22 protein-coding genes and 1 pseudogene are annotated in these 24,918 nt (G+C 62.0%); 14 read left to right on the plus strand and 9 right to left on the minus strand.

The features are described from left to right. The first annotated feature begins 20 nt into the window (after positions 1-20). The 6 genes and pseudogenes from hemC to EGM97_RS16975 all read left to right on the plus strand — a co-directional run bounded on the left by hemC (position 21) and on the right by EGM97_RS16975 (position 5,534). The gene (gene hemC, locus EGM97_RS16950; RefSeq protein WP_238961707.1) at positions 21-962 is read left to right on the plus strand and encodes a hydroxymethylbilane synthase; all 942 of its coding nucleotides are present in this window, start codon (positions 21-23) and stop codon (positions 960-962) included. Next, positions 959-1,705, plus strand: a pseudogene (locus EGM97_RS16955) (uroporphyrinogen-III synthase); the annotation flags it as partial. The gene hemC and the pseudogene EGM97_RS16955, both read left to right, overlap by 4 nt. Positions 1,706-1,741: 36 nt before the next feature. Then, positions 1,742-2,875: a uroporphyrinogen-III C-methyltransferase gene (locus tag EGM97_RS16960; RefSeq protein WP_238961769.1), complete on the plus strand. Its 1,134-nt coding sequence runs from the start codon at positions 1,742-1,744 to the stop codon at positions 2,873-2,875. Further along, positions 2,872-4,116, plus strand: coding sequence for a heme biosynthesis protein HemY (locus EGM97_RS16965; RefSeq protein ID WP_238961706.1), 1,245 nt, complete (start codon positions 2,872-2,874; stop codon positions 4,114-4,116). The genes EGM97_RS16960 and EGM97_RS16965 overlap by 4 nt, the downstream gene beginning before the upstream one ends. Before the next feature lie 245 nt (positions 4,117-4,361). Then, a complete protein-coding gene (locus EGM97_RS16970) occupies positions 4,362-4,904 on the plus strand; it encodes a disulfide bond formation protein B (protein WP_238961705.1) in 543 nt (180 codons plus the stop codon). A 171-nt stretch (positions 4,905-5,075) separates the two neighbouring features. Continuing rightward, positions 5,076-5,534 carry an Rsd/AlgQ family anti-sigma factor gene (locus EGM97_RS16975; protein WP_053148521.1) on the plus strand — a complete coding sequence of 153 codons (459 nt, stop codon included), beginning with the start codon at positions 5,076-5,078 and terminating at the stop codon, positions 5,532-5,534. Positions 5,535-5,593: 59 nt separating this feature from the next. Here EGM97_RS16975 and EGM97_RS16980 read toward each other — a convergent pair whose 3' ends face one another. Next, positions 5,594-6,259 carry an FKBP-type peptidyl-prolyl cis-trans isomerase gene (locus tag EGM97_RS16980; RefSeq protein ID WP_238961704.1) on the minus strand — a complete coding sequence of 222 codons (666 nt, stop codon included), beginning with the start codon at positions 6,257-6,259 and terminating at the stop codon, positions 5,594-5,596. A 193-nt stretch (positions 6,260-6,452) separates the two neighbouring features. On the opposite strand from EGM97_RS16980, the gene EGM97_RS16985 reads away from it, so the two are divergent. After that, on the plus strand, positions 6,453-7,580 hold the full coding sequence (locus EGM97_RS16985) for an AlgP family protein (RefSeq protein ID WP_238961703.1): 1,128 nt from the start codon (positions 6,453-6,455) through the stop codon (positions 7,578-7,580). Between the two features lie 4 nt (positions 7,581-7,584). Here the strand turns inward: EGM97_RS16985 and EGM97_RS16990 are convergent, their stop codons facing one another. After that, positions 7,585-8,055, minus strand: coding sequence for a TIGR02444 family protein (locus EGM97_RS16990; RefSeq protein WP_238961702.1), 471 nt, complete (start codon positions 8,053-8,055; stop codon positions 7,585-7,587). Positions 8,056-8,105: 50 nt separating this feature from the next. On the opposite strand from EGM97_RS16990, the gene EGM97_RS16995 reads away from it, so the two are divergent. From EGM97_RS16995 to rhtB, 3 genes are all read left to right on the plus strand, one after another. Then, positions 8,106-10,016, plus strand: a complete 1,911-nt coding sequence (locus EGM97_RS16995; protein ID WP_238961701.1) for an ATP-binding cassette domain-containing protein — start codon at positions 8,106-8,108, stop codon at positions 10,014-10,016. Further along, on the plus strand, positions 10,016-10,597 hold the full coding sequence (locus EGM97_RS17000) for a mechanosensitive ion channel family protein (protein WP_238961700.1): 582 nt from the start codon (positions 10,016-10,018) through the stop codon (positions 10,595-10,597). Before EGM97_RS16995 ends, EGM97_RS17000 begins: the two co-directional genes overlap by 1 nt. 75 nt (positions 10,598-10,672) lie before the next feature. Beyond that, entirely contained in the window at positions 10,673-11,305 is a 633-nt protein-coding gene (gene rhtB, locus EGM97_RS17005; RefSeq protein ID WP_238961699.1) for a homoserine/homoserine lactone efflux protein, read from the plus strand. Between the two features lie 70 nt (positions 11,306-11,375). On the opposite strand, the gene EGM97_RS17010 is transcribed toward rhtB, so the two are convergent. From EGM97_RS17010 to EGM97_RS17025, 4 genes are all read right to left on the minus strand, one after another. Continuing rightward, positions 11,376-12,119, minus strand: coding sequence for a penicillin-binding protein activator LpoB (locus tag EGM97_RS17010; protein WP_238961698.1), 744 nt, complete (start codon positions 12,117-12,119; stop codon positions 11,376-11,378). Between the two features lie 3 nt (positions 12,120-12,122). Then, positions 12,123-12,710: a penicillin-binding protein activator LpoB gene (gene lpoB, locus EGM97_RS17015; RefSeq protein ID WP_238961697.1), complete on the minus strand. Its 588-nt coding sequence runs from the start codon at positions 12,708-12,710 to the stop codon at positions 12,123-12,125. 178 nt (positions 12,711-12,888) lie between these two features. Continuing rightward, positions 12,889-13,257: a YcfL family putative periplasmic lipoprotein gene (locus EGM97_RS17020; protein ID WP_238961696.1), complete on the minus strand. Its 369-nt coding sequence runs from the start codon at positions 13,255-13,257 to the stop codon at positions 12,889-12,891. Positions 13,258-13,276: 19 nt separating this feature from the next. Beyond that, positions 13,277-14,674: a COG3014 family protein gene (locus EGM97_RS17025; protein ID WP_238961695.1), complete on the minus strand. Its 1,398-nt coding sequence runs from the start codon at positions 14,672-14,674 to the stop codon at positions 13,277-13,279. A gap of 312 nt (positions 14,675-14,986) precedes the next feature. Between EGM97_RS17025 and EGM97_RS17030 the strand changes: the two genes are divergently transcribed. Beyond that, on the plus strand, positions 14,987-16,885 hold the full coding sequence (locus EGM97_RS17030; RefSeq protein WP_238961694.1) for a cytochrome c/FTR1 family iron permease: 1,899 nt from the start codon (positions 14,987-14,989) through the stop codon (positions 16,883-16,885). Between the two features lie 126 nt (positions 16,886-17,011). Here the strand turns inward: EGM97_RS17030 and elbB are convergent, their stop codons facing one another. Then, complete coding sequence (gene elbB / locus EGM97_RS17035) at positions 17,012-17,680, minus strand: isoprenoid biosynthesis glyoxalase ElbB (RefSeq protein WP_238961693.1); 669 nt, start codon at positions 17,678-17,680, stop codon at positions 17,012-17,014. Between the two features lie 123 nt (positions 17,681-17,803). Here elbB and EGM97_RS17040 point away from each other — a divergent pair, with 123 nt between their 5' ends. Further along, positions 17,804-19,051, plus strand: coding sequence for a sterol desaturase family protein (locus tag EGM97_RS17040; protein ID WP_238961692.1), 1,248 nt, complete (start codon positions 17,804-17,806; stop codon positions 19,049-19,051). On the opposite strand, the gene EGM97_RS17045 is transcribed toward EGM97_RS17040, so the two are convergent. After that, positions 19,032-19,655, minus strand: coding sequence for a DedA family protein (locus EGM97_RS17045; protein ID WP_238961691.1), 624 nt, complete (start codon positions 19,653-19,655; stop codon positions 19,032-19,034). The two genes, EGM97_RS17040 and EGM97_RS17045, sit on opposite strands and share 20 nt — an antisense overlap. Positions 19,656-19,882: 227 nt before the next feature. On the opposite strand from EGM97_RS17045, the gene hemB reads away from it, so the two are divergent. Together hemB and ppk1 are read left to right on the plus strand one after the other, a co-directional pair. Beyond that, entirely contained in the window at positions 19,883-20,896 is a 1,014-nt protein-coding gene (hemB, locus tag EGM97_RS17050; protein ID WP_238961690.1) for a porphobilinogen synthase, read from the plus strand. Positions 20,897-20,913: 17 nt separating this feature from the next. Then, complete coding sequence (gene ppk1 / locus EGM97_RS17055) at positions 20,914-23,130, plus strand: polyphosphate kinase 1 (protein WP_238961689.1); 2,217 nt, start codon at positions 20,914-20,916, stop codon at positions 23,128-23,130. A gap of 174 nt (positions 23,131-23,304) precedes the next feature. Here the strand turns inward: ppk1 and ppx are convergent, their stop codons facing one another. Further along, entirely contained in the window at positions 23,305-24,807 is a 1,503-nt protein-coding gene (gene ppx, locus EGM97_RS17060) for an exopolyphosphatase (protein ID WP_238961688.1), read from the minus strand. Between the last annotated feature and the right edge of the window lie 111 nt (positions 24,808-24,918).

Consider the following 24,918-nt stretch of genomic DNA (forward strand, 5'->3'; position numbering starts at 1 on the left):
TTTTCAGTACGGATTGATCCATGTCCCCTCGCGAGATCCGCATCGCCACCCGTAAAAGCGCCTTGGCCCTGTGGCAGGCCGAATACGTCAAAGCCCGTCTTGAGGCGGCTCATCCCGGCCTGATCGTCACGCTGGTTCCCATGGTCAGTCGTGGCGACAAGCTGCTGGATTCGCCGCTGTCGAAAATCGGCGGCAAAGGCCTGTTCGTCAAGGAGTTGGAAACCGCGCTGCTGGACAATGAGGCGGATATCGCCGTTCACTCGATGAAAGACGTGCCCATGGATTTTCCCGAAGGCTTGGGTCTGTTCTGTATCTGCGAGCGCGAAGATCCGCGCGATGCATTCGTTTCCAATACCTACGCCAGCCTGGACGCCCTGCCAGCCGGGAGTGTGGTCGGCACGTCCAGCCTGCGTCGCCAGGCCCAGTTGCTGACCCGTCGGCCGGACCTGCAGATCCGCTTCCTGCGCGGCAACGTCAATACGCGGTTGGCCAAGCTCGATGCCGGCGAGTACGACGCAATCATCCTGGCGGCCGCCGGCCTGATTCGCCTGGGCTTCGAGGACCGCATCACTTCGGCCATCAGTGTCGAGGACAGTTTGCCGGCCGGCGGACAGGGGGCGGTGGGTATCGAGTGCCGCAGCGCCGACAGCGAGATCCATGCGCTGCTCGCGCCCCTGCACCATGAAGACACGGCCACCCGCGTATTCGCCGAGCGCGCCCTCAACAAGCACCTCAACGGTGGCTGCCAGGTGCCGATTGCCTGCTACGCCGTGCTCGAAGGTGAGCAGGTGTGGTTGCGTGGCCTTGTGGGGGATCCCGATGGTGGACGGTTGCTCAGTTCCCAGGCGCGGGCACCTCGTGGCGATGCCGAGGCTTTGGGTGTGCGGGTGGCCGAGGATTTGTTGAGCCAGGGCGCCGACGACATCCTCAAGAAGGTCTACGGCGAGGCAGGCCACGCGTGACGGGCTGGCGGCTGCTGCTGACCCGGCCGGAGGATGAATCGTCGGCCCTGGCGGCGGTGCTGGCGGATGCTGGAGTATTTACCAGCAGCTTGCCGCTGCTGGCTATCGAGCCGCTCCCTGCGTCCGATTCCGAGCGGGAGACTCTCCAACGGCTGGACCGGTATTGTGCGGTGATCGTGGTCAGCAAACCGGCGGCCCGGCTCTGCGTGGAGCGGTTGCGCCACTATTGGCCTGAGCCCCCGGAGCAGCCCTGGTTCAGCGTGGGTGCCGCCACCGGGCAGATCCTTGCCGACGCGGGCCTCACCGTGTCTTACCCGGACAATGGTGACGACAGCGAAGCCTTGCTTGAACTCCCTGAACTGCGTCAGGCTCTCGCCGGGCCTGGGCCGCGGGTCCTGATCGTGCGTGGCGAAGGCGGGCGTGGTCTGCTGGCGGAGCGCTTGCGTGAGCAAGGTGCTAGTGTCGATTATCTGGAGTTGTACCGACGCAGCCTGCCTCGGTATCGCGACGGCGAGCTGGCGGAGAAGGTCGAAGCGGAACGCTTGAACGCGCTGATGGTCAGCAGTGGGCAGAGCTTCGAGCATCTGCATCGCTTGGCCGGCGAAGCGTGGCCCGCCCTGGCGCGGTTGCCGTTATTCGTTCCAAGCCCAAGGGTTGCCGAGATGGCGCGTGCCGCCGGCGCCCGAACAGTTGTGGATTGTCGTGGCGCCAGCGCCTCGGCTTTGCTGGCGGCGTTACGGGAACAAGCCGTGCCGTTTTCTAATGCAAAGGATGGACACGTGAGCGAAACAGCCTTGCCAAAAGAAGATAAAGACCGACCAGCCATCGATGCGCCGGTTGAACCTGCGGCACCGACGGCACCGCGTCGCGGTAACGGGTTGGCCGTTGTCGCCTTGTTGCTGGGCGCAGCCGGTGTCGCCGTGGGTGGCTGGGGTGTCTGGCAGGTCCGTCACCTGCAAGCCAATAATCAGCAGCAGTTCGCCCAGGTCCAGGCGCTGAACGATCAGGCGCAGAATCTCAAGCTCAACGAGCAGCGTCTCAGTGAGCGCCTTGCGCAATTGCCCGCGGCCGAAGAGCTGGAGGAGCGGCGGCGTCTGGTCGCCCAATTGCAGGGCGACCAGCAGCACCTGAGCCAGCGACTGGAAACGGTGCTGGGGGCCAGCCGCAAGGACTGGCGCCTGGCTGAGGCCGAGCATCTGTTGCGCCTGGCCAGCCTGCGCCTTTCCGCCTTGCAGGACATCAGTAGCGCCCAGGCGTTGGTCCAAGGGGCAGACGAGATCCTGCGCGAGCAAAACGACCCGGGCTCATTTGCCGCCCGTGAACAACTGGCCAAGACGCTTGCGGCGTTGCGCAGCACCGAACAGCCGGATCGGACCGGGCTGTTCCTGCAACTGGGCGCCTTGCGCGAGCAGGTCCTGCAGCTTTCGGAATTGGCACCCGAGTACAAGGATCGTGGCGAGTCGCTGCTGGGGTTGACCGCCGACGGCGACGGCGCCAGCCGCTGGGCTCAGTGGTGGGATCAGATTTCGCGCTATATCCGTATCGATTTCAATGCCGACGAGAATGTCCGTCCGCTCTTGGCCGGGCAGAGCCTGATGCAGGTGCGCCTGGCCTTGAGCCTGGCACTGGAGCAGGCGCAATGGGCCGCCCTCAATGGTCAGGCGCCGGTGTACACCCAGGCGCTGGACGAAGCTCGTGACGTCCTCAGGAACAACTTCAACCAGGACAACCCGCAGAGCAGGATCATGCTCGAGCGCGTGGCGGAGCTGTCCCGGCAACCGGTCACGGTGGTCACGCCGGACCTGACGGGTGCCCTCGGCAGCGTCCAGGCCTACCTGGAGCGTCGCAACCTCACCGTCGAAGAATCGGTCAAGCCCCCGGCCAAGCCTGGTGAGCAGGAGGCCAAGCCATGAAGCGCCTCTACGTGATTCTGTTCGTGGTGATCGCTGCCGCCGCCTTGCTGGGCGTCGCGATCGCCGAGCATTCGGGTTACGTGCTGGTGGCCTACAAGAACTTCCGTTACGAAGCCGGCCTGTGGGTCACCCTGGCGTTGGTGATGGTGCTTTGGTTGCTGTGGTGGTGCGTGCGCGCGTTGATCGGGCTGGTGACCACCTCCAGCGGCGTGGTCAATCCCTGGTCGCGGCGTAACCGCAGTCGTCGTGTGCAAGTGGCGATCGAACACGGTCAGTTGGACCTGGCCGAAGGGCGCTGGGCCAGTGCCCAGCGACATTTGCATCGCGCCGCCGAAGCCGAGCGCCAGCCCTTGCTGTATTACCTCGGTGCGGCCCGCGCGGCCAATGAACAAGGGCTGTACGAGCAGAGCGACAGCCTGCTCGAACGTGCTCTGGAGCGTCAGCCCCAGGCCGAGCTCGCCATTGCGCTGACGCACGCTCAGTTGCAGATGGATCGGGGCGACACCGACGGTGCCTTGGTCACGTTGCAAGCGATGCACGATCGTCATCCTCACAACGCCCAGACGTTGCGCCAGTTGCAGCGCCTGCATCAACAGCGCGGTGACTGGTCAGCGGTGGTTCGCCTGTTGCCGGAGCTGCGCAAGGACAAAGTCTTGCCTGCGGCCGAGCTCGCGGAGCTGGAGCGTCGGGCCTGGGGCGAAAATCTATCCCTGGCGGCGCATCGCGAAGAAGACGGCAGTGTGGGTCTGCAATCGCTCAACCGCGCCTGGCAGCAACTGACCGCCGCGCAGCGCCAGGAGCCGGCATTGATCGCGGCCTATGCCGAGCAACTGCGACAACTGGGTGCCCAGGGCGAGGCCGAAGAAGTGTTGCGCACGGCGCTCAAGCGCCACTATGACAGCCACTTGGCGCGTCTGTATGGACTGGTCCGTGGCCAGGACCCGATCCGGCAGTTGCAGGCGGCCGAGGGCTGGCTCAAGGATCATCCGGCCGATTCCAGCCTGCTGCTGACACTGGGGCGTCTGTGCCTGCAGAACAGCTTGTGGGGCAAGGCAAGGGATTACCTCGAAAGCAGCCTGCGGATCCAGCGCAACCCGGAAGCCTGTGCCGAACTGGCGCGACTGTTGGCGCAGATGGGGGATGCCGAACGCAGCAACCAGTTGTTCCAGGAGGGCCTGGGCTTGCTGGACGAACGCCTGCTCGCTGCGCCATTGCCGGCGTCCCAGGCCTTGTCCGGCTGACAGGACGGGGCGGACAGTGCCGGCAATCAGTGTGGGGCGTTGCCATGGGTTTGGCTGCCAATAACGGTCCGGTTCAAGGCTCGAAGGGTGGGCTAAGCAAAGTCCTACAAAGGATTGCGCTGAATCCTCTCGCGTCTGTCGGGAATTCCCTACACCCTAGGTGAAGTGTCTGCGCGGGCCTGCCTTGAAAGGCCCGAGGGCTTTCCTCTACCGTAACTACCTGTCTTTTTTGTTACGGAACCGCCATGTCTTTGGCCTGCTCACGCTTCTTGTTTTTCCTGGCTTCCATTGCTGCGGCCCTGGCCCTGGGCATCGCCAGCTATCTGGAATATGCGGTTGGCCTGGCGCCTTGCAGCCTGTGTGTCCTGCAGCGGTTGTGCCTGATGTTGTTCCTGGGAAACTGCCTGGCGGCCTGTGTGCACGGTCCGGGTCAAACGGGCAGCATTATCTACGGGGCCCTGGGCCTGGTTCTCGTGTCGGGGGCGATGACATTGGCGTGGCACCAGGTGCTGGTGCAAAGTCATTCGGCTGAGTTATTGCCTGATTGCTTCAGTCGCACGCAGGGATCGAGTTCATGGTGGAGCGCCGTGCATCGCGTCATCGACGGTGCGGTCGACTGTGCAAGCATTACCTGGACGCTGTTCGACTTGAGCGTTCCCGAATGGAGCCTGCTGTTTTTTCTCGCCGTGTCCATCGTCATGACCTACTTGCTGCTTCGCCTTGTCTGGAATGCACTGATCCGACCGCTCGGCGGCAAGACGTCGCAATGGGTCCGGATCGGGGATTAAACACTTGTATGAACTTTATCTCCTGCGTACCTTGAAGCAGCTGTCGTGCGGGCATAATCTGGCCCGCACGTATCATTGGAATCGTGCCGTTCGATCATGTTGTGTCCGGCTTGCCATGAGTCAGGTGTACGCAGGCTGCGAGGGGCATGACTCACAAGGGAAGAAATCGCCATGCTCGAAAGTTGTCAGAATGCTCAGGAACGCTGGGGTGGGGTGCACCTGCTGATCGACCGCTGGTTGCAGGAGCGTCACGAACTGGTTCGGGCCTATGATGCGCTCGGCGACAAGCCCGAGGCGCTGGGAGAAAGCCGCAAGCCGCTGCAGGAATTTTGCGGTGTGCTGGTCGACTATGTCTCCGCTGGCCATTTCGAGATCTACGAACAACTGACGAGCGAAGCCAAGGCCTTCAACGACAAACGTGGCCTGGAACTCGCCGATCAGATCTATCCGCGCATCGACGTCATTACCGAAAAGCTGCTGGCCTTCAATGACCTGTGCGATGAAGGCAAGTGCGTAGCGGAAAAATTCAAGGAATTGGGTGGCTTGCTGCATGAGCGTTTCGAGCTGGAAGACTGCTTGATCGAAGTGCTGCACAACGCCCATAAGGAAGAGGCCGCGGTCCAGGCTTGAAAGCCCTGCGGCGATAAAAAACGGTGCGCATTGCGCACCGTTTTTCGTTTTCGCCAACGTCAGATCGTCGCGCCCAACAACTCGATTTCAAACACCAGTGGCGTGAACGGCGGGATCACATCCCCGGCACCTTCGGCGCCATAGGCCAGGGTCGAAGGAATCACCAGTCGCCATTTCGCGCCTACCGGCATTTGCGGCAATGCACTGCGCCAGCCATCGATCACGCTGTCGAGGCTGAACCACTGAGCCTGGCGGTTGGAATCGAATACCGTGCCGTCGGGCAGCCGCCCCGTGTACAACACCTGGACCTTGCCGTGAGGGCCGGCTTTTGCTCCGTTGCCTGGCTTGAGTTCGGTCAGCAGGATGCCGTCGGCCAATTGCTGTACGCCTGGCCGGTTCTTCTCCTCGTTGAGAAACTTCTGTTCCGTCTTCAGCGCGACCTCGATCTGCGGTGTCGTCGACTGAGCGCTCAGCTGTGCCTGGTGTTCGGCGAGGATCTGCTCGATGCGTTCATCCTTGAGGGCCAATGGCTTGCCCTGATAGGCATGCTGCAAACCTTCCACCAACGCCTGGATCTGCAAGTCGGGTACGTCCTGGCGAAGACGCTCACCCAGGCTCGCGCCCAGGCTGTAGGCCAGGTCGTGAGCATCGCTTGCGCTGGTTTTATCGGCGGCCTGGGTCATGGTGCAGACCATGCACAAGCATAAAAACAGGTGACGCAACATGTGTACTTTCTCCGGCCTCGAATCGAGGGATTATGCCAGTGCGAATGTCGGTGCAAGTGGATCGTACCGGCAGTGGCTCAGAAGATTTTTCGTCCCTTGCAACGCAACGTCCTGTGTACTGTCAACATGCCCTAGCGGCGGTTGCAGCAGAGGTCTAGTATGAGCCGCACTCACGTCAGTCAGGAGGTAAACCATGTCGGCCCCCAAGAAGCCTGTAAATACTCCGTTGCACTTGCTCCAACAACTCTCGGGCAGCCTGCTCGAGCATTTGGAAAATGCCTGCTCTCAAGCCCTGGCTGATGCTGAAAAACTGCTCGCCAAACTGGAAAAACAACGCGGCAAAGCGCAGGAAAAACTGCACAAGTCCCGCACCAAACTGCAAGAAGCAGCCACTGCCGGCAAGGCCAAGGCGCAGGCCAAAGCCAAGGACGCCGTTAAAGAACTCGAAAACCTGCTCGATGCCTTGAAGGATCGTCAGTCCGAAACCCGTGCCTATATCTTGCAACTCAAACGTGATGCCCAGGAAAGCCTGAAGCTGGCCCAGGGTGTCGGTCGCGTGCAGGAGGCTGCCGGCAAGGCACTGACCCTTCGTGCTGCCAAGCCTGTCGCTGTATCGGCCAAAAAGCCGGCCGCTAAACCTGCTGCGGCTAAAACACCGGCCAAAGTGGCAGCCAAACCTGCCGCAAAAACGCCAGCCAAAGCAGCGAGCAAGCCCGCTGTCAAACCGGCAGTGGCAAAACCTGTCGCGGCCAGCGCGGCTAAACCGGCTGCGAAAAAACCGGCCGTGAAAGCGGTCGCCAAACCAGCTGCAAAAGCCTCGGCTGCCAAGCCTGCGGCTGCTAAACCCGCTGCCAAGCCTGCCGCCAAGGTGGCTGCTGCCAAACCTGCTGCAGCAAAAACCACCACGGCCAAGCCAGCTGCCAAAGCGGCCGCGAAACCCGTTGCTGCCAAAGCTGCCGCCAAGCCAGCGACGGCAAAAACAGCGGCTGCCAAATCTGCCGTGGCTAAACCTGCCGTAGCCAAGCCTGCTGCGACGGCCAAGTCGACCGCCGCAAAAGCGCCTGCAAAAACGGCGGCTAAACCTGCCGCCAAGCCTGCTGCTGCGAAGCCGGTCGCTGCCAAACCTGCCGCCAAGCCAGCCGCGAAACCGGCCGTGAAGAAACCAGCCACCGCAAAACCAACGACCGCTGCGGCCAAGCCTGCGGCACCGTCGCCGGCACCCGCCGCGTCGCCCGCGCCATCCGCCAGCACACCTGCTCCGGCGGTGAACCCGACTGTCGCCACGACGCCGGCCACCAGCACCCCAACCAGCGCTTCCTAAGGTTTTAAACCGCAGGATCCGACACGGCGACGCGCAACAGATGCAGCGCGTCGCCGTGTGATGGGTCGGCAATCCCCGCCAACCCTTGCAGCCATCGCTCGGCGTCAATCGATCTCCCCCCAGGCCAATCCCTGGTCGCCGCTTCCAGCCGTTTCAATAGCTGCCGTTCAGCCTCCAGCTCCAGCTTCTTGATTTCTTCGCGCAGGCTATCGAGTTCAGTGTCTTGCTGGGCACGGTCTTTCCATTGGGTGCGAAGGGCCCGCAAAGGCCGTATGACTTCAGTGTCCCAGGTGTCGGCCAGCTGTTGAAGTTGCAGCAGCCTTCGTTCGTTGCAAGCCACACCGCGCTGCGCCAGCCATAAACCACACAGCAGCAGGCAGACGCTCGCACCGGCTTTTTGCAGGGTCAGGCATGCCTGCTCTACACCAGGCCTGGCATAGAGATCGAGGGAAAAACTCCACAGGTCAGAGGACATCGTGCTACTCGCGCCAGTTGCGAGCGAAGCTGGTAGACTCCGCCGCCATTATGATCCGACTTCAGAACCTGACTTTACAGCGTGGCCCGCAACGTCTGCTAGAAGACGCCGAGCTGACTCTGCACGCCGGCCACAAAGCCGGCCTCATCGGTGCCAACGGCGCCGGCAAATCGAGCCTGTTCGCCTTGTTGCGAGGCGAGTTGCACCCGGACTCCGGCGATTGCTCTCTGCCGCCCGACTGGCGCATCGCCCACATGCGCCAGGAGGTCGATACCCTCGAACGGCTGGCGGTGGATTATGTGCTCGACGGCGACGTGCGCCTTCGCCAGGTCCAGCGGGACCTGGCCGCCGCCGAAGCGGCCCACGACGGCGCGGCGCTGGCTCGTTTGCATTCCGAGCTCGACACTGCCGACGGCTACACCGCCGACGCCCGTGCGCGTAAATTGCTGGCGGGATTGGGCTTTACCAACGAACAGATGGACCGTCAGGTCGGCGATTTTTCCGGTGGCTGGCGGATGCGGCTGAACCTGGCGCAGGCCTTGATGTGCCCTTCGGATCTGCTGTTGCTCGACGAGCCGACGAACCACCTGGACCTCGACGCCATCATCTGGCTCGAAGGCTGGCTCAAGAGTTATCCGGGCACGCTGTTGCTGATTTCCCACGACCGCGATTTCCTCGATGCCGTGGTGGATCATGTGGCCCATGTCGACCAACGCAAGCTGGTCTTGTATCGCGGCGGCTACACCGCTTTCGAGCGTGCCCGTGCCGAGCGACTGGCCCAGCAACAGCAGGCCTACGAGAAGCAGCAGGCGCAGCGTGCGCACATGGAAAGCTACATCGCCCGCTTCAAGGCCCAGGCCACCAAGGCCCGTCAGGCCCAGAGCCGGATCAAGGCGTTGGAGCGGATGGAAGAGCTGTCCGCGGCCCACGTCGATTCGCCGTTCGATTTCGTGTTCCGCGAATCCACCAAGATTTCCAGTCCGCTGATCGACCTGTCCGACGCACGCCTGGGCTATGGCGACAAGACCGTGCTGGAGAAGGTCAAACTGCAATTGACGCCGGGTGCGCGGATCGGCTTGCTGGGCCCCAACGGTGCTGGTAAGTCGACCCTGATCAAGAACCTCTCCGGCGAGCTCCAACCCCTGGCCGGACGTTTGACGCGTGGCGAGAACACCGTCGTTGGCTACTTTGCCCAGCATCAGTTGGACTCCCTCGATGCCAAGGCCAGCCCCTTGCTGCACTTGCAGCGCCTGGCACCGACCGAGCGCGAGCAGACCTTGCGTGATTTCCTCGGTGGGTTCGACTTCCGGGGTGGCCGCATCGACGAGCCAGTGCTGAATTTCTCCGGGGGTGAAAAAGCCCGCCTGGCATTGGCGCTGATCGCCTGGGGCCGACCGAACCTGTTATTGCTCGACGAACCGACCAACCACCTGGACCTGGAAATGCGCCTGGCCCTGACCATGGCGTTGCAGGAATTCAGCGGTGCGGTATTGGTGGTGTCCCACGACCGGCATTTGCTCAAGAGCACCACGGATAATTTCTTCCTGGTGGCCGATGGCAAGGTCGAGGAGTTCGATGGCGACCTAGAGGACTACGCGCGCTGGCTGGTGGACTACCGTCAGCGTAACGCGCCGGTCAGCAGCACGCCGGTGAACCCCGACAAGACCGACAAGAAAGCCCAGCGCCAAGCCGCCGCGGCGTTGCGTCAGCAGTTGGCGCCGCACAAGCGCGAGGCCGACAAGCTCGAAGCCGAACTGGGCAAGCTGCACGAGAAATTGCAGACAATCGAAACCAGCCTCGGCGACAGCGGTCTCTACGAGGCGACGCGCAAGGATGAACTGCGCGATCTGCTGGCCGAGCAGGCCAGGCTGAAAGTCAGGGAAGCGGAACTCGAGGAGGCGTGGATGCAAGCGCTGGAATTGCTGGAAACCTTGCAAGCGGAGCTGGAGGCGTTGTCCTGATGGAAGCCTTGGCCTTGCCTGTGCCGGTCATGTGGATCGAGCCGATCTGGCTCGGCGTGCAAATCCTGTTGATCCTGCTGGTCGGTTATTTCACGCAGCGCTTCGTGGCCCGTGCTCTCACAGGCCTCGGCGAGCGTTACCCCTTTCCGCCGCAACTGGTGATCATCCTGCGGGGCGTGTTGCGCTGGCTGATCATGGGCAGCGCGGTGCTCTTCGTACTAGAACGCCTGGGCGTCTCGGCCACTGTACTGTGGACGGCGCTGTCGGGGTTCGTCGCGGTAGCGGCCGTGGCGTTTTTCGCCATCTGGAGCGTGTTGTCGAACCTGTTCTGCGCTGTTCTGATCTATACCGTCGGGCCGTTTCGCCTGGGGGATGTGGTGGAGCTGGTGGACACCACCGACAAGCCCGGCATCAAGGGCCGCGTAGTTGCCATCAACCTGCTTTACACCACGCTGATCGAACCGGAGGAGCTGGGCACCGGCAGCGCCATGGTGCAGGTGCCCAACAGTCTGTTCTTCCAGCGGTCGGTGCGGCGCTGGCGTGGCAGCGAGGCGTTTCCGGTCGGCGGATTCCTCGAGTAGCATGAAAAAGCGGTGGTCAACTGCCCGCCGGCGCATTAGCTTAGTCGTTTCGACGAATCTGAGCCGAGGTGTGCAATGGTGCTGGAAACATGGCTGGCGTTTTTCGCCGCTTGCTGGGTGATCAGTCTTTCGCCGGGCGCCGGTGCCATTGCATCGATGTCCAGCGGTCTGCAGTACGGTTTCTGGCGCGGCTACTGGAACGCTCTGGGCCTGCAATTGGGCCTGGCCTTGCAGATCGTGATCGTCGCCGCGGGTGTTGGCGCGATCCTCACCGCGTCGGCCACGGCGTTCTATGCCATCAAGTGGTTTGGCGTTGCCTACTTGGTCTACCTGGGCATCAAGCAGTGGCGGGCCATCCCCGGCGACATCAGCGACGACGCGGCGGTGCGGCCTATCGGCAACCCCATGGCGCTGGTGTTCCGCGGCTTCCTGGTCAACATCAGCAACCCCAAGGCCCTGGTCTTCATGTTGGCGGTGCTACCGCAGTTCATCGACCCTCATGCCCCCCTGGTCAAGCAGTACCTGATCCTGGGCGTGACCATGATCTGCGTCGACCTTGTTGTCATGGCCGGGTATACCGGGCTGGCATCGAAGGTTCTGCGCCTGTTGCGTACGCCCAAGCAGCAACGGCGGATGAACCGGACCTTTGCAGGGTTGTTCATCGGCGCGGCGGGTTTGTTGGCGACGATCCGCAAGGCGGCGGTGTAAAGCCTGGCGATACCTGTGGCGAGGGAGCAGGCTCCCTCGCCACAAAAGCATCATTCATCGGCGCTGAACCTTAACGCAGGATCACTGGCGCCGTATCCCGTGGCAGGTTGTTGCGCTGTGCGGGTTCGCGGGGTTGTTCGTAGCTTGGGCCACCGAGCTGTTGGCTCAGTTGCTGCGCCACATCTTCACCCAAGGCCTTGGACACCTCGCGCACCACCCGTGGGCGGTTCAGGCTGATGTGCGCGTCCCGCTGGTTGAGCAGCTTGGTGTCCTGGCCTTCACCCATGGCGGTGAAGGCCGAGGTGATTTCGTAGGTCTTGGTGTTGATCAGACTGAAATCCGCTACCAGGGTCAGCGCAAGCACCGCGGAGTAGCTGTCGGTGTTGGCCAGTTCGTTGAGATCACGGGTGAAATCGATGTCCGACACGGTGCCGAACAGCACGTAGTCGGCGCCCTTGAAGTGGCCAGCCTTGATGCGCTTGATCACGTCATAGACATCGCCCTTGGACGACGCGGTATAGGGCGTGCCTTGCACCAGCTGGAACATCCCGCTGCGCAGGATCTCACCCTTGATGTCACCGGTGAACTTGCGCAGTTCACCCTGCTCGATGTAGCTGCTGGTGGCTTCCATCTCGTCGTAGCTCGACGATGCACTGGCGCTGTAGCCGCCCGCCTGGAAGTTGCTCTGGGCCGAAACCGTATGGATGTATTCCTCCACCCGCTCCTGATACGCCAGGTCGGTGACAGCGACTTTCGGGGCCGCCTGCGCGCCAAATGCGCAGGCCAGGGCCATGATGCCTATCCATGTGCGCATGGCTCAGCGCTCCGTGGTCTTGCGGATTTCTTTTTCGTCCATCCACTCGGCCAGTCCGCTTTCAACGTCGATCAATTGCAGGCTGAATTTGTAGAAGACGTCCTTGTAGTCGCTGCTGCGCTTGACGATCGAGCTGATGGAACCCTCGAGACGGTACTTGGCGGCGATCATGTTGCCGGTCTTGGCCACGGTACTCTTCTTGTACAGGCCGCTCTGGTTCTGCAGCTTGAGCTGGTCGACCTGGCTGTCCATGGCATTGTTGTCGCTGGCAAAGCGCGCCGCGCCGGTCTTCATCAACTGGGTCTTGATGCTGGTGGTGATCTCGCGGGTATCGATGTACTCGCTGGTCTTGTTCTTCACATCATAGACCTGGACCACGGGACGGCCTTGCAGGACGCCGGACTGGGCCAGGGAGCGGGTCATGGTTTCGGCGATCATCTGCAGATCGGTGGAGCCGAACTCGTTGGTCACGGTTTCCACGGCCTTGGTGTCGCCGTAGGTGATGTTCTTGTTGCCCAATACCGGGGAGTTATTGGCGCAGCCGCTGACCAGCAGGGCAGCGAGGGTGAGGGATGCGATACGTGTGAACATGGCAGTGCTCTCTAACGCTGAAAAAGGGTTAACGCGAGATGCCGGGCAGCCAAAGAACCTTGTGGGAGCGAGCCTGCTCGCGATAGCGATCATCCAGCCACATCATTGCTGGTTGAAACATCGTTTCGCGAGCAGGCTCGCTCCCACAGGGTTTGCCCCCGGCTGGCGGTCATCAAGCTCAAGGCGTGTTGATTTCCAGTCGGAAATCCACCGCCTTGGGCGTCGGTGCGATGGCCGGCAGGAAGCGGGTCTGTTCGCCGTACAGCGTGAGGCTTTTCCAGGTTTCCTCTTCGGCGATCGGGAAGCCTTCGGGCCCCAGCCAGGCAAAGCGGTAGTACATCGTCTTATTGTTGTAGCTGGTGTTGCTCAGCTGCACGTTGGCGGTCAGGTAGCCGTTTTCACGGGCCACGCGCATGGCGCCCACCACGATGTTCTTGGTCTTGCCCATCGCCACGACCTTGCTTGCGGCGCTGCCCGGCTCAGGTGGCGGGGTGGTGCAGCCGGCCAGCAAGGCCAGGACGCCGACGGCGATCATTTTTAAACGCATGTGAGCAAAGACTCCGTTCTTAAGGTTGCTTGAGACTGGCGACGGCAGTCGGGTTGGCGCTCGGGATGACCCGGGCCGCCAGGCCGCCGGTGAATACCTGATTGCCCACGGCTCGCAGGCAGATGACCTGATAACGCTGGTCGACGACCACCTTGACCACGGAGCCGCCTATCGCGCTTGGCAGGGTGACTTCATGCTCGCCTTTCTTCAGGCGCAGGCGGACCACCTGGGTGTAGTCCGGCAAGGTGCGCCAGGTGCGGGTGTCGGCACCTTCGAGCACGGCCGAGGTGAGGCCCACGGCCAGGCCGGCCAGCGGATTGGTTTCGTTGATCTGCTTTTGCGCCACGCCACGGGTGATGGCCCGCACGGTCGTGCGCAGGATGATCCCGGGCATGTCATCGCGCAGGGCACGGCGGGACATGGCGGTGGTGCTGTTGAGTTGGGTCAGGTCCAGTTGACGGCCGTCGACACCGATCTGGGCGAAGGTAGCGGTGGACGTGTCGGGCTTGATTACCGGGAACGAGAGCGGGGTAATGACGAGATTGCCGCTGATAGGCAAGGGCAGGGGAATGCGGATCGAGTCACGGGCGGGTGCCAGGCCACTTTGCACCACGATCAGGATGTCGCTGTCATCGTTTTTCGCAGCGGGTTTGTCGAGGTTGAGCAGCGCCTGCTCCAGCAATGGTGTATTGGGGCGCAGCTCGGCGGCCTTGCGATAACCGGGTGCGGCCAGATCCTTTTCACCCAGGGCTTCGTAGACGAAGCCGGCCAGGTAATGGCTGAACGCGCTCTGGTAACTGTTCTTGAGACCAACGACCTCAGGGGCGTCGAGACTGGCCACCGGGTAACCGTGGAGGTCCTTGTATTCGGTCTTGACCCCTTGCTGCTCGGCTTCTTCCTCGCGTTTCAGGTATTGCTTGTCTCGCAGCTCGGCAATCACCGCTTCGCGTTCGTGGGTCTTCTTGATTTGGGTCCGGGCGCCGTCAAAGTCGTTCACCGCCAGCAGGTTCAGGGCCATCTGCGTGGTCAGCATGACCTTTTCGTAGTCGTAGCCCTCGTAGCGTCGGACCTTGTCGTTGACCAGGAAGCTGCCGAATTGCGCCACGTACTTGGCGGTGTCGAGCTTGACCGCGTCTTCCCACTGGCCGACCTGCTGATCGGCGCTGGTCCAGGCCGTCTGGCTGCCGGACAGATCGCCCTTGGCGCGCAGCAACTCGCCTTTCTCGAAGTAATACAACAGATCTTTGTCTTTGCCGGTGTTGTTCCTTTCCAGCAGGGTCAAGGCTGCGTCGACGTTGCCGGAAGCCAACTGCTGGTTGGTCTGGGCCAGTTCACTGTCGTAATTGCGGAATACCGAACAGCCGGACAACAAGGTGATCGCACCAAGGGCGACCGAAAAAACGGTACGGGAGGCCATGAACACTTCTTCCCTGAGGTAGCAGCCAGGTATGCGGTCGGGCTGGGGCGATCCACGGACAGGCCTCGGGACGCTGTCGGTTCCTCGTTTCTGGAGGAGCTTTTTACCTCCTGCAAACAGGGCGGCGGCGGGATTATAAGCATGGCCGCTGGCCATGTAATGGCTTTTCGATTCCTAAATGCTGTTTTTGTGACATCACCTCCAAAGCATGAAGATCCGATGAAAATGTGCCCTCGATGCACATTGGCCCTTGAGCCAACGGCAGCGGAAGTGAACAATGTGTTACTTCTTATTACCAACTGAGAGTCATTAATGATTCCCCCGCTTCGTTTTCTGGGCTGGCTTGCACTGCCGTTGTTGGCCCTGTGTAGCCCTTATCTGTTGGCCGATACCGTTGAGGGTGCGCCCCAGGCCTTGCATCTGCTGGATTACATCGGAGCTGACTATCCGGCAACAGTCGAGGCGGGCAAGGTCATTGACGAGTCCGAATATCGTGAGCAACTGGAATTCACTCAGGCGCTGGAAGCGTTGATCGTTGCGCTGCCGGCCAAGCCGGAGAAGACGGAGCTGAGCCAAGGCATCGGCGCTTTGCGCAACGCGATCACCCAGCGCCAAGACGGCGCCGATGTCGCCCGCCTGGCTCGCCAATTGGGGGCCAGGCTGGCGGTGGCATACGAAGTCAGCCAGGCACCGATCATCACGCCTGACCCGGCTCGGGGCGCGCCGCTGTATGCCCAGAATTGCTCGGTGTGCCATGGTGATAGCGGTGCCGGGGATGGCCCTGCCGGTGTCGGTCTGGAGCCGCCACCCGCGAACCTGCGTGACGGTCGACGCATGGATCAACTGAGCCTCTATGCGATCTACAGCACCCTTGGCCTGGGCGTCGAAGGCGCTGACATGCCGGCGTTCGCCGACCAACTGGACGACCGTCAGCGCTGGGACCTGGCAACGTACATCGCCAGCTTCAGCGCCGACCCGGCGGCCGCGAAAAGTGAACAGACCTTCAATCTTGCCGACCTCGCGCGCCAGACGCCGACTGAAGTGCTGGCAGCGCAGGGGCCTGCGGCAGCGGCGACCTTTCGCGCCCAGCGTGCCCAGCCGCCGCAAGTCCAGCGTGGCCCGGCGCAGTTGCTCGACTACACCGCAGCGACCCTGGACAAGAGTATCGCGGCATACCGTGCCGGCGATCATGACCAGGCGTACGACCTGTCGGTGGCCGCTTATCTGGAGGGCTTCGAGCTGGTGGAAAGCTCGCTGGATAACGTCGACGCCAACGTGCGCAAGGACACAGAGAAGGCCCTGATGGCCTATCGTCAGTCCTTGCAGGACGGTCTGCCGGTCGAGCAGGCCGAACAACGCCTGGATGCAGCCAAGGCCAAGTTGAAGGCGTCCGCCGGGCTGCTGGGCGGCGATGGCCTGAGCTGGTCGCTGAGCTACATCTCTGGCCTGTTAATCCTGTTGCGTGAGGGGCTGGAAGCGATTCTGGTACTGGCGGCGATCCTGGCATTCCTGCGCAACACCGGCCAGCAATCGGCGGTTCGCAGCGTCAACGTCGGTTGGGGGCTGGCGTTGTTCGCCGGTCTGGCGACCTGGGGCCTGGCTGCCTATGTAATCGATGTCAGCGGTGCCCAGCGTGAACTGCTCGAAGGCGCAACGGCGCTGTTCGCCAGTGTGATGGTGTTGTGGCTGGGTGTCTGGATGCATGACCGGCGTCACGCGGCGGCCTGGCAGGACTACATCAAGAGCAGCCTGGTGGGCGGTGGTGGCCGTTTCGGTTTCGCTGTCCTGGCGTTCTTCTCGGTCTACCGCGAGCTGTTCGAAGTGATCCTGTTCTATGAAACCCTGTGGCTGCAGGCCGGCCCCGCCGGGCATAACGCCGTGCTGGCCGGGGGCGCGACGGCGCTGGTGCTGCTGGTCGGGTTGGCCTGGGTGATCCTGCGCGGTTCGGCGCGTCTGCCCTTGGCGCTGTTCTTCAGCATCAACGCGGCATTGCTGTGTGCGCTGTCGGTGGTGTTCGCCGGCCATGGCGTGAAGGCATTGCAGGAGGCGGGGATCTTCGGGACCCGTCCGGTGCCGTTCTTCGATTTCGATTGGTTGGGCATCCACGCCGATGCTTATTCGCTGGCGGCCCAGGTGGTCGCGATTGTGGCGATTGTGGTGCTGTACGGGCGCAGCTGGGTGGCGGAGAAGCGGCGGATTCAGGTTTCCTGATCGGCTTGTCGCCAGAGTCCGTGGGAGCGAGCCTGCTCGCGATGGCGGTTTGACAGTCGACGCATCACTGGCTGACATACCGAAATCGCGAGCAGGCTCACTCCCACAGGAGCAGAACGGCGATGATCAGGCGTCGTTCTCGTGGGTCAGCTCCAGCACACGGTCCACCAGCTTGTTGATGCCCGATGCCGCTTCGCTGATGTTTTGCGCCAGCATGTAGGCCGGGGTGCTGACCAGTTTGCGAGCGGTGTCCTCGACGATGTCTGTCACCGGGCAATCGGTATGGGTGCCGCCCATTTTGGTCACGGCGGCGGCTGTGTCGGTATCGGTGCCGATGGTACAGATCACGCCTGGGCCATAGATCTTCGCTGCCAGGGCAGGGGAAATGCAGATCAGCCCCACCGGTTTGCCGGCCTCGGCGAAGGCCTCGGCCAGCGCCAGGACTTCTGGCTGGACGGTGCAGCCGGTGCCTTCGACGGCAAAATTGGACAGGTTTTTCGCCGAGCCAAAGCCTCCGGGCACGATCAAGGCATCGAAGTCCTCGGCCCTGGCCTCGCGCAAGTCCTTCACGTTGCCTCGGGCAATCCGGGCCGACTCCACCAGCACGTTTCGGCTTTCGGGCATCTCTTCACCGGTCAGGTGATTGATCACATGCAATTGGGCAATGTTGGGTGCAAAGCACTGCACCTGTGCACCGCGTTGGTCGAGGCGCAGCAACGTGATCACGCTTTCATGGATCTCGGCGCCGTCGTACACGCCACAGCCGGAAAGGATCACTGCAACTTTTTTGCTCATGGGCTTTTCTCCAGATTCATGGCGTTAAATGTCCACTAATTTGTCACTCGTTGCCATAGGGTTATCGGGCCGCTACACCTAATCTGCCGACTATCTCCCTGCCTCGCATGACTGGGTCGCATCATGAATTTCATTCTGTATGCCGTGCCGTTCTTCTTCGTGTTGATTGCCGTCGAACTGTTGGCCGATCGCTGGCGTGGTGTCAGCCATTACCGCGTGGCTGATGCGATCAACAGCCTGAGCACCGGCGTGCTGTCTACCACCACCGGGTTGTTGACCAAGGGCGTGGGCCTGGTGACCTATGCCTTCGCCCTGGAGCATCTGGCCGTTTTCCGATTGCCCGCCGACCGGGCCTGGGTCTGGATCCTGGCCTTTGTGTTCTACGACTTCTGTTACTACTGGCTGCACCGCATGGGGCATGAGCGCAACATTCTCTGGGCCGCCCATTCGGTGCATCACCAGAGTGAGGACTACAACCTCTCCACCGCATTGCGCCAGACCAGCACAGGGTTCCTGTTGAGCTGGATTTTCTACCTGCCACTGGCGGTGTTGGGCGTCCCGCTGGTGGTGTTCGTCAGCGTCGCGGCGCTGAATCTGCTGTATCAGTTCTGGGTCCATACCCAGCACATTCCCAAGCTCGGTTGGCTGGAGTGGTGCTTCGTTACGCCGTCCAATCATCGTGCCCACCATGCGCAGAACCTTCTCTATATGGATCGCAACTACGGAGGGGTGTTCATTATTTGGGACCGTCTGTTCGGCACCTTCCAGGAGGAGGACGAGCATGAACCGGTGATTTTTGGGGTGACCACGCCGCTAGCCAGCTGGAATCCCCTGTGGGCCAACCTGCAGTTCTACGCCCAACTGTGGGCCGACGCCCGACGGGCCGAACGGTGGTGGGACAAGCTGCGGATCTGGTTCATGCCCACCGGTTGGCGGCCGGCGGACGTCGCGGCGAAGTATCCTCTGAATAAGCCGGACCTGAGCCGGTTCCGCAAGTTCGACGTGCCGCTGGACGTGCGCCAGCAGTGGTACGTGGCGCTGCAATTTTGCACCTACATTGCGCTGGGCAGTTATTTGATGAACCTGGAAAGCAGCTTGCCGGTCGCCGCCCTGGTGTTGGGGTGGGGGGCGGTGGCGTTCGGGCTGTTCGTGTTGGGCACGGCCCTGGAGAATCGACCTTGGGCGTTGCGATTGGAGCTGTTGCGGTTGGCTTCGAACCTGCCCTTGGTATGGCTGGCGCCCCTGGTCGGATTATGGCCGGCCAGCGCGCAGGTCAGCGCCATAGCCTGGGCCGGGGTACTTTGCTACAGCCTGCTCAGCGGGATTGGCTTGTATTGCTGCCGCAACCGGTTCACTCGCTGGGTGTCGTAGGTTCGCCGGACCTGGCTTGCTCCAGCCGCTCGGCCTCGAGGACTTTCCTGGCCAGTCGGGCATTCTTGATCCGGCGGCGCAGCCACAGTCCAAAACCCAGCACCAGCAGGCTGCCGAGCACCCACAGTTCATATTTCTTGATGCTGGGCAGAATGGTTTCCAGCGCGGCCCCGAAGTGGTACGCCGCAGCGGCCAGCGCGGTGGCCCAGATGGCTGCGCCAATGCCATTGAGCAACAGGTAACGGCCCGGCGGATAGCCCGAGAGGCCGATGGCCACTGGCATCACCGTGCGCAGGCCGTAGACGAAGCGAAAGCTCAGGACCCAGATGTCCGGATGCCGGCGAATGTGCTCCAGGGCGCGGTCGCCCATCAACTGCCAGCGGGGCTTGCGAGCCAGTAGCTTGCGCCCATGCTTGCGTCCCAGGAAATACCACAGCTGATCGCCCGCGTAGCTGCCGCAGAATGCAACGACGACCACCAGGTTGATGTCCATGTAGCCACGGAACGCCAGGAAGCCTGCGAGCACGAGGATGGTTTCGCCCTCGAAGAACGTGCCGATAAACAGGGCCAGGTAGCCGAAGTCATGTAGAAATTGCTGGAGCATTGTCTGGGTGCTGGCGAAATGAACGCGCAGCCTAACCCTTCAGACACATTCAGGAAAGTATCGAAATGTGTCTCGACGTGAACAATTCCTACAACGACAATAACTGCGACGACGGGTCACAGGTCCAGAACATTGCCGCCCGGACGCAACACTTCTGTAATGTGTTCGTCATAATGACCGCTTATAACTGTCACGCTTGCCCGTCAGCGCGGGCTCAGGAGTCTGCCGTGAGCTTTACCCCCGCCAACCGTCTTTTCCCCGCCACCCGCCTGCGTCGCAATCGCCGTGATGAGTTTTCTCGTCGGCTCGTGCGTGAAAACGTGTTGACCACCAATGACCTGATCCTGCCGGTGTTCGTGTTGGACGGTGAGAACCGTCGCGAAGCAGTGACGTCGATGCCCGGCGTGGAGCGCCTGACCATCGATCTGTTGCTCGAAGAAGCCGCCCAATGGGTTGAGCTGGGAATTCCGGCGCTGGCGTTGTTCCCGGTAACGCCGCCGGCGCTCAAATCCCTGGACGCCGCCGAAGCCTGGAATCCAGAGGGCATCGCCCAGCGTGCGACCCGTGCCTTGCGCGAGCGTTTCCCGGAGCTGGGTGTGATCACCGACGTTGCGCTGGATCCGTTCACCACCCACGGCCAGGACGGCATCCTCGATGAAGAGGGCTATGTGCAGAACGACGTCACGGTCGATGCGCTGGTCAAGCAGGCGCTGTCCCACGCCGAGGCCGGCGCCCAGGTGGTGGCGCCGTCGGACATGATGGACGGTCGCATCCAGGCGATCCGCGAAGCGCTTGAAGTGGCCGGCCACGTCAATGTGCGGATCATGGCCTATTCGGCCAAGTACGCCAGCGCCTACTACGGTCCGTTCCGCGATGCCGTCGGTTCGGCCCTGAGCCTGGGCAAGGCCAACAAGGCCTCCTATCAGATGGACCCGGCCAACAGCCAGGAAGCCTTGCACGAAGTGGCGGCGGACTTGTCGGAAGGGGCCGACATGGTGATGGTCAAGCCGGGCATGCCCTACCTCGACATTCTCTGCCGGGTCAAAGACGAATTCAAAGTGCCGACCTTTGTCTATCAGGTCAGCGGCGAGTACGCCATGCACATGGCGGCGATCCAGAACGGCTGGTTGAGCGAAGGGGTGATTCTCGAATCCTTGACCGCTTTTAAACGCGCCGGCGCTGATGGCATCCTGACTTACTTCGCCGTGCGCGCTGCCCAATTGCTACGAGAGCAGAAATAGCCTCCCAGGAACTTGCGATGAATACCGAAGGACTCACTGAAGTTGCCGTAAAAGACGCTCAACCCGTGGTCGAGCAAATCGACGAGACGCCACCGGAGCTGGAGCCTGCTCCCCCGGTGGCTACCGAGCCCGCCCCGGCTCCGGCGATTGCGATCCCCAACCTGGATGACAGCAGCCTGTACATCCATCGCGAGTTGTCGCAACTGCAATTCAACATCCGCGTGCTGGAACAGGCGCTGGACGAGTCTTATCCGTTGCTGGAGCGGCTGAAGTTCCTGCTGATCTTTTCCAGCAACCTCGATGAGTTCTTCGAGATTCGCGTCGCCGGCCTGAAGAAGCAGATCACCTTCGCCCGCGAACAGGCCGGCGCCGACGGCCTGCAACCCCATCAGGCCCTGGCGCGCATCAGCGAACTGGTTCACGGCCAGGTCGATCGCCAGTACGCGATCCTCAACGACATCCTGTTGCCGGAGCTGGAAAAGCATCAGGTGCGCTTCATTCGTCGCCGTTACTGGACCACCAAGCTCAAGACCTGGGTGCGCCGCTATTTCCGTGACGAGATTGCGCCGATCATCACGCCGATCGGCCTTGACCCGACTCACCCGTTTCCGTTGCTGGTCAACAAGAGCCTGAACTTCATCGTCGAACTGGAGGGCATCGATGCCTTCGGTCGCGATTCCGGCCTGGCGATCATCCCCGCACCACGCCTGCTGCCGCGCATCATCCGTGTGCCGGAGGACGTCGGCGGCCCTGGCGACAACTATGTGTTCCTGTCGTCGATGATCCATGCCCATGCCGATGACCTGTTCCAGGGCATGAAGGTGAAGGGTTGTTACCAGTTCCGCCTGACGCGCAACGCCGACCTGTCGGTGGACACCGAGGACGTCGAGGACCTGGCCCGCGCCCTGCGTGGCGAGCTGTTCTCCCGGCGCTACGGCGATGCGGTGCGCCTGGAAGTGGCCGACACCTGTCCGAAACATCTGTCCGATTACCTGCTCAAGCAGTTCAACCTGCATGAGACCGAGCTGTACCAGGTCAATGGCCCGGTCAACCTCACCCGTCTGTTCAGCATCACCGGCCTGGACAGTCATCCGGAGTTGCAATATTCGCCGTTCACGCCGCAGATCCCGAAATTGCTGCAAAACAGCGAGAACATTTTCAGCGTGATCAGCAAGCAGGACATCCTGCTGTTGCACCCATTCGAGTCGTTCACCCCGGTGGTCGACCTGCTGCGCCAGGCCGCCAAGGACCCGCACGTCCTGGCGGTACGCCAGACCCTCTACCGCAGCGGCGCCAACTCGGAAATCGTCGATGCCCTGGTGGATGCGGCGCGAAACGGCAAGGAGGTCACGGCGGTGATCGAATTGCGGGCGCGCTTCGATGAAGAGTCCAACCTGCAACTGGCCAGCCGTCTGCAAGCGGCCGGCGCGGTGGTGATCTATGGCGTGGTCGGCTTCAAGACACACGCCAAGATGATGCTTATCCTTCGGCGCGAGGCCGGTGAGATTGTGCGTTACGCCCACTTGGGCACCGGCAACTACCACGCGGCCAACGCCCGTCTGTACACCGACTACAGCCTGCTGACGTCCGACGATGCCTTGTGCGAAGACGTCGGCAAGCTGTTCAGCCAGTTGATCGGCATGGGCAAGACCCTGCGCATGAAGAAACTGATGCATGCGCCGTTCACCCTGAAAAAGGGCATGCTCGACATGATCACCCGGGAGACCCAGTTCGCCCTGGATGGCAAGCCGGCGCACATCATTGCCAAGTTCAACTCGCTGACCGATCCGAAGATCATCCGTGCGTTGTACAAGGCCAGTCAGTCGGGCGTGCGCATCGACCTGGTGGTGCGTGGCATGTGCTGCCTGCGCCCGGGCATCCCAGGGGTCTCCCATAACATCCACGTGCGCTCGATCATTGGCCGCTTCCTGGAGCACACTCGGGTGTTCTACTTCCTCAACGGTGGCGAGGAACAGATGTTCCTGTCCAGCGCCGACTGGATGGAGCGCAATCTCGACAAGCGCGTCGAGACCTGCTTCCCGGTAGAGGGCAAGAAACTGATCCTGCGGGTGAAGAAGGAGTTGGAAAGCTACCTCACCGACAACACCCACAGCTGGAGCCTGCAGTCGGACGGCCGCTACATCCGCAACACGCCCACCGGCAACCAGAACCCGCGCAGCGCCCAGGCAACCTTGCTGGAGCGCCTGAGCAGCCCGGTGTTGCCGGTTCGTTAAACGGCGGTAGGGGTTGCTTTGTGGCGAGGGGATTTATCCCCGCTGGGCTGCGCAGCAGCCCTAAAGCCTGAACCTGTGGTACGTCAGATTCACCGAGGTCATTTCACCAAGGGCTGCTTCGCAGCCCAGCGGGGATAAATCCCCTCACCACAGTTGGTTCTCACTGCTGCTGGATCAGTGGATATTCAGCACAATCCCGACACGGGTCAGCCATTCCGCTTCCTGGGCGAAGTCGGCCTGGGTCAGCTGGTTTTCTTCCAGCCAGCCATCGGGAAACATCACATCCAGTTGATCGCCGTCGGCGTGCAGGGCTACCTGGGGCATTTCCTGGGTGCCGCGGATGTGGTGGAACAGGATTGCGAAACGCAGCAGCACGCACAGGCGAATCAGCTTGATGCCGTCATCACCGAACTCGGTGAACTTGTCCTTGGGAATATTGCGCCGGTGGCCACGCACCAGCAGGGCGAGCATTTGCTGGTCTTCCCGGGAGAAACCTGCCAGGTCGGAGTGTTCGATCAGGTACGCGCCGTGCTTGTGATAATGATAGTGGGCAATGTCCAGGCCCACTTCGTGCACCTTGGCGGCCCAGCCCAGCAGTTCGCGCCAGATACCGTCGTTCAGGTCCCAGTCGTCGGCCACCTGGTCGAAGGCATGCAGCGCCTTGCGTTCGACGCGCACGGCCTGCTCCAGATCGACGTGGTAACGCTCCATGAGCGAACCCAGGGTGCGCTCGCGGACGTCTTCGTGGTGATGGCGTCCCAACAGGTCGTAGAGCACGCCTTCGCGCAGGGCACCTTCGCAATGGTCCATGCGTTGCAGCTCGAGGGCGTCGAAAATGGCCTCGAGAATCGCCAGGCCAGCCGGGAAAATTGCCCGGCGGTCGGGCTTGATGCCTTCGAAGTCGATCTTGTCCGATTCACCGAGCTTGAACAGCCTGCGCTTGAGCCAGGCCAAGCCCTCGGCGTTGACTTCGCCGTTGCCATGACCGCCGGCCTTGAGCGCCAGGCCGATGGCGCGAATGGTGCCCGAGGAACCAATGGCTTCGTCCCACGTCAGGCGGTGCAGGGCGTGTTCGATACTCATGATTTCCAGCCGCGCCGCCGTGTAGGCCTGGGCATAGCGGGCCGGGGTGATCTTGCCGTCGCGGAAATAACGCTGGGTGTAGCTGACGCAGCCCATTTGCAGGCTTTCGCGCAGCAGGGGCTCGAAGCGCTGGCCGATGATGAACTCCGTACTGCCGCCACCAATGTCCGCCACCAGTCGCTTGCCGGGGGTGTCGGCCAGGGTATGGGAGACGCCCAGGTAGATCAGGCGGGCTTCTTCGCGGCCGGAGATGACTTCCACCGGGTGACCGAGGATTTCCTCGGCGCGGCGGATGAATTCGCCACGGTTGCGCGCCTCGCGCAGGGCGTTGGTGCCCACGATCCGCACTGCGCCCAGGGGCATGCCGTTGATCAGTTGGGCAAACCGCTTGAGACAGTCGAGTCCGCGCTGGATGGATTCTTCGCTCAGACGGCGCTCTTCGTCGATGCCGGCAGCCAGCTGGACCTTGTCACCGAGCCGTTCGAGAATCCGTATTTCCCCGTTCTGGGCCTTGGCGACGACCATGTGGAAGCTGTTGGAGCCCAGGTCTATGGCGGCGATCAGGGACAGATTCTTGGCTTGGGATGGCGGCATGGTCAGAAAGTCTCGGTCGATAACCTTGCCATCCTGCCACGATCGACCGCTTACGCCAATGTATGGCGACCGCTTCGCGGTCAATCGCGAGCAGGGCTCGTTCCCACAGTG

The sequence above is a fragment of the Pseudomonas sp. AF32 genome (assembly GCF_022342325.2).
In the GTDB taxonomy this organism is placed as follows: Bacteria; Pseudomonadota; Gammaproteobacteria; order Pseudomonadales; family Pseudomonadaceae; genus Aquipseudomonas; species Aquipseudomonas uvaldensis.

Excerpts from the sequence above, each read along its gene's own strand:
- EGM97_RS17040 (WP_238961692.1), top strand. The coding sequence starts at position 17,804 with ATGAATTTCATTCTGTATGCCGTGCCGTTCTTCTTCGTGTTGATTGCC.
- EGM97_RS17010 (WP_238961698.1), bottom strand. The coding sequence starts at position 12,119 with ATGCGCACATGGATAGGCATCATGGCCCTGGCCTGCGCATTTGGCGCG.
- EGM97_RS17025 (WP_238961695.1), bottom strand. The coding sequence starts at position 14,674 with ATGGCCTCCCGTACCGTTTTTTCGGTCGCCCTTGGTGCGATCACCTTG.
- rhtB (WP_238961699.1), top strand. The coding sequence starts at position 10,673 with ATGGTGCTGGAAACATGGCTGGCGTTTTTCGCCGCTTGCTGGGTGATC.
- EGM97_RS16980 (WP_238961704.1), bottom strand. The coding sequence starts at position 6,259 with ATGTTGCGTCACCTGTTTTTATGCTTGTGCATGGTCTGCACCATGACC.
- EGM97_RS17030 (WP_238961694.1), top strand. The coding sequence starts at position 14,987 with ATGATTCCCCCGCTTCGTTTTCTGGGCTGGCTTGCACTGCCGTTGTTG.
- EGM97_RS16970 (WP_238961705.1), top strand. The coding sequence starts at position 4,362 with ATGTCTTTGGCCTGCTCACGCTTCTTGTTTTTCCTGGCTTCCATTGCT.
- EGM97_RS16965 (WP_238961706.1), top strand. The coding sequence starts at position 2,872 with ATGAAGCGCCTCTACGTGATTCTGTTCGTGGTGATCGCTGCCGCCGCC.
- EGM97_RS16990 (WP_238961702.1), bottom strand. The coding sequence starts at position 8,055 with ATGTCCTCTGACCTGTGGAGTTTTTCCCTCGATCTCTATGCCAGGCCT.
- lpoB (WP_238961697.1), bottom strand. The coding sequence starts at position 12,710 with ATGTTCACACGTATCGCATCCCTCACCCTCGCTGCCCTGCTGGTCAGC.
- EGM97_RS16985 (WP_238961703.1), top strand. The coding sequence starts at position 6,453 with ATGTCGGCCCCCAAGAAGCCTGTAAATACTCCGTTGCACTTGCTCCAA.
- ppx (WP_238961688.1), bottom strand. The coding sequence starts at position 24,807 with ATGCCGCCATCCCAAGCCAAGAATCTGTCCCTGATCGCCGCCATAGAC.
- hemC (WP_238961707.1), top strand. The coding sequence starts at position 21 with ATGTCCCCTCGCGAGATCCGCATCGCCACCCGTAAAAGCGCCTTGGCC.
- EGM97_RS16975 (WP_053148521.1), top strand. The coding sequence starts at position 5,076 with ATGCTCGAAAGTTGTCAGAATGCTCAGGAACGCTGGGGTGGGGTGCAC.
- EGM97_RS17045 (WP_238961691.1), bottom strand. The coding sequence starts at position 19,655 with ATGCTCCAGCAATTTCTACATGACTTCGGCTACCTGGCCCTGTTTATC.
- EGM97_RS17020 (WP_238961696.1), bottom strand. The coding sequence starts at position 13,257 with ATGCGTTTAAAAATGATCGCCGTCGGCGTCCTGGCCTTGCTGGCCGGC.
- elbB (WP_238961693.1), bottom strand. The coding sequence starts at position 17,680 with ATGAGCAAAAAAGTTGCAGTGATCCTTTCCGGCTGTGGCGTGTACGAC.
- ppk1 (WP_238961689.1), top strand. The coding sequence starts at position 20,914 with ATGAATACCGAAGGACTCACTGAAGTTGCCGTAAAAGACGCTCAACCC.
- EGM97_RS17000 (WP_238961700.1), top strand. The coding sequence starts at position 10,016 with ATGGAAGCCTTGGCCTTGCCTGTGCCGGTCATGTGGATCGAGCCGATC.
- EGM97_RS16995 (WP_238961701.1), top strand. The coding sequence starts at position 8,106 with ATGATCCGACTTCAGAACCTGACTTTACAGCGTGGCCCGCAACGTCTG.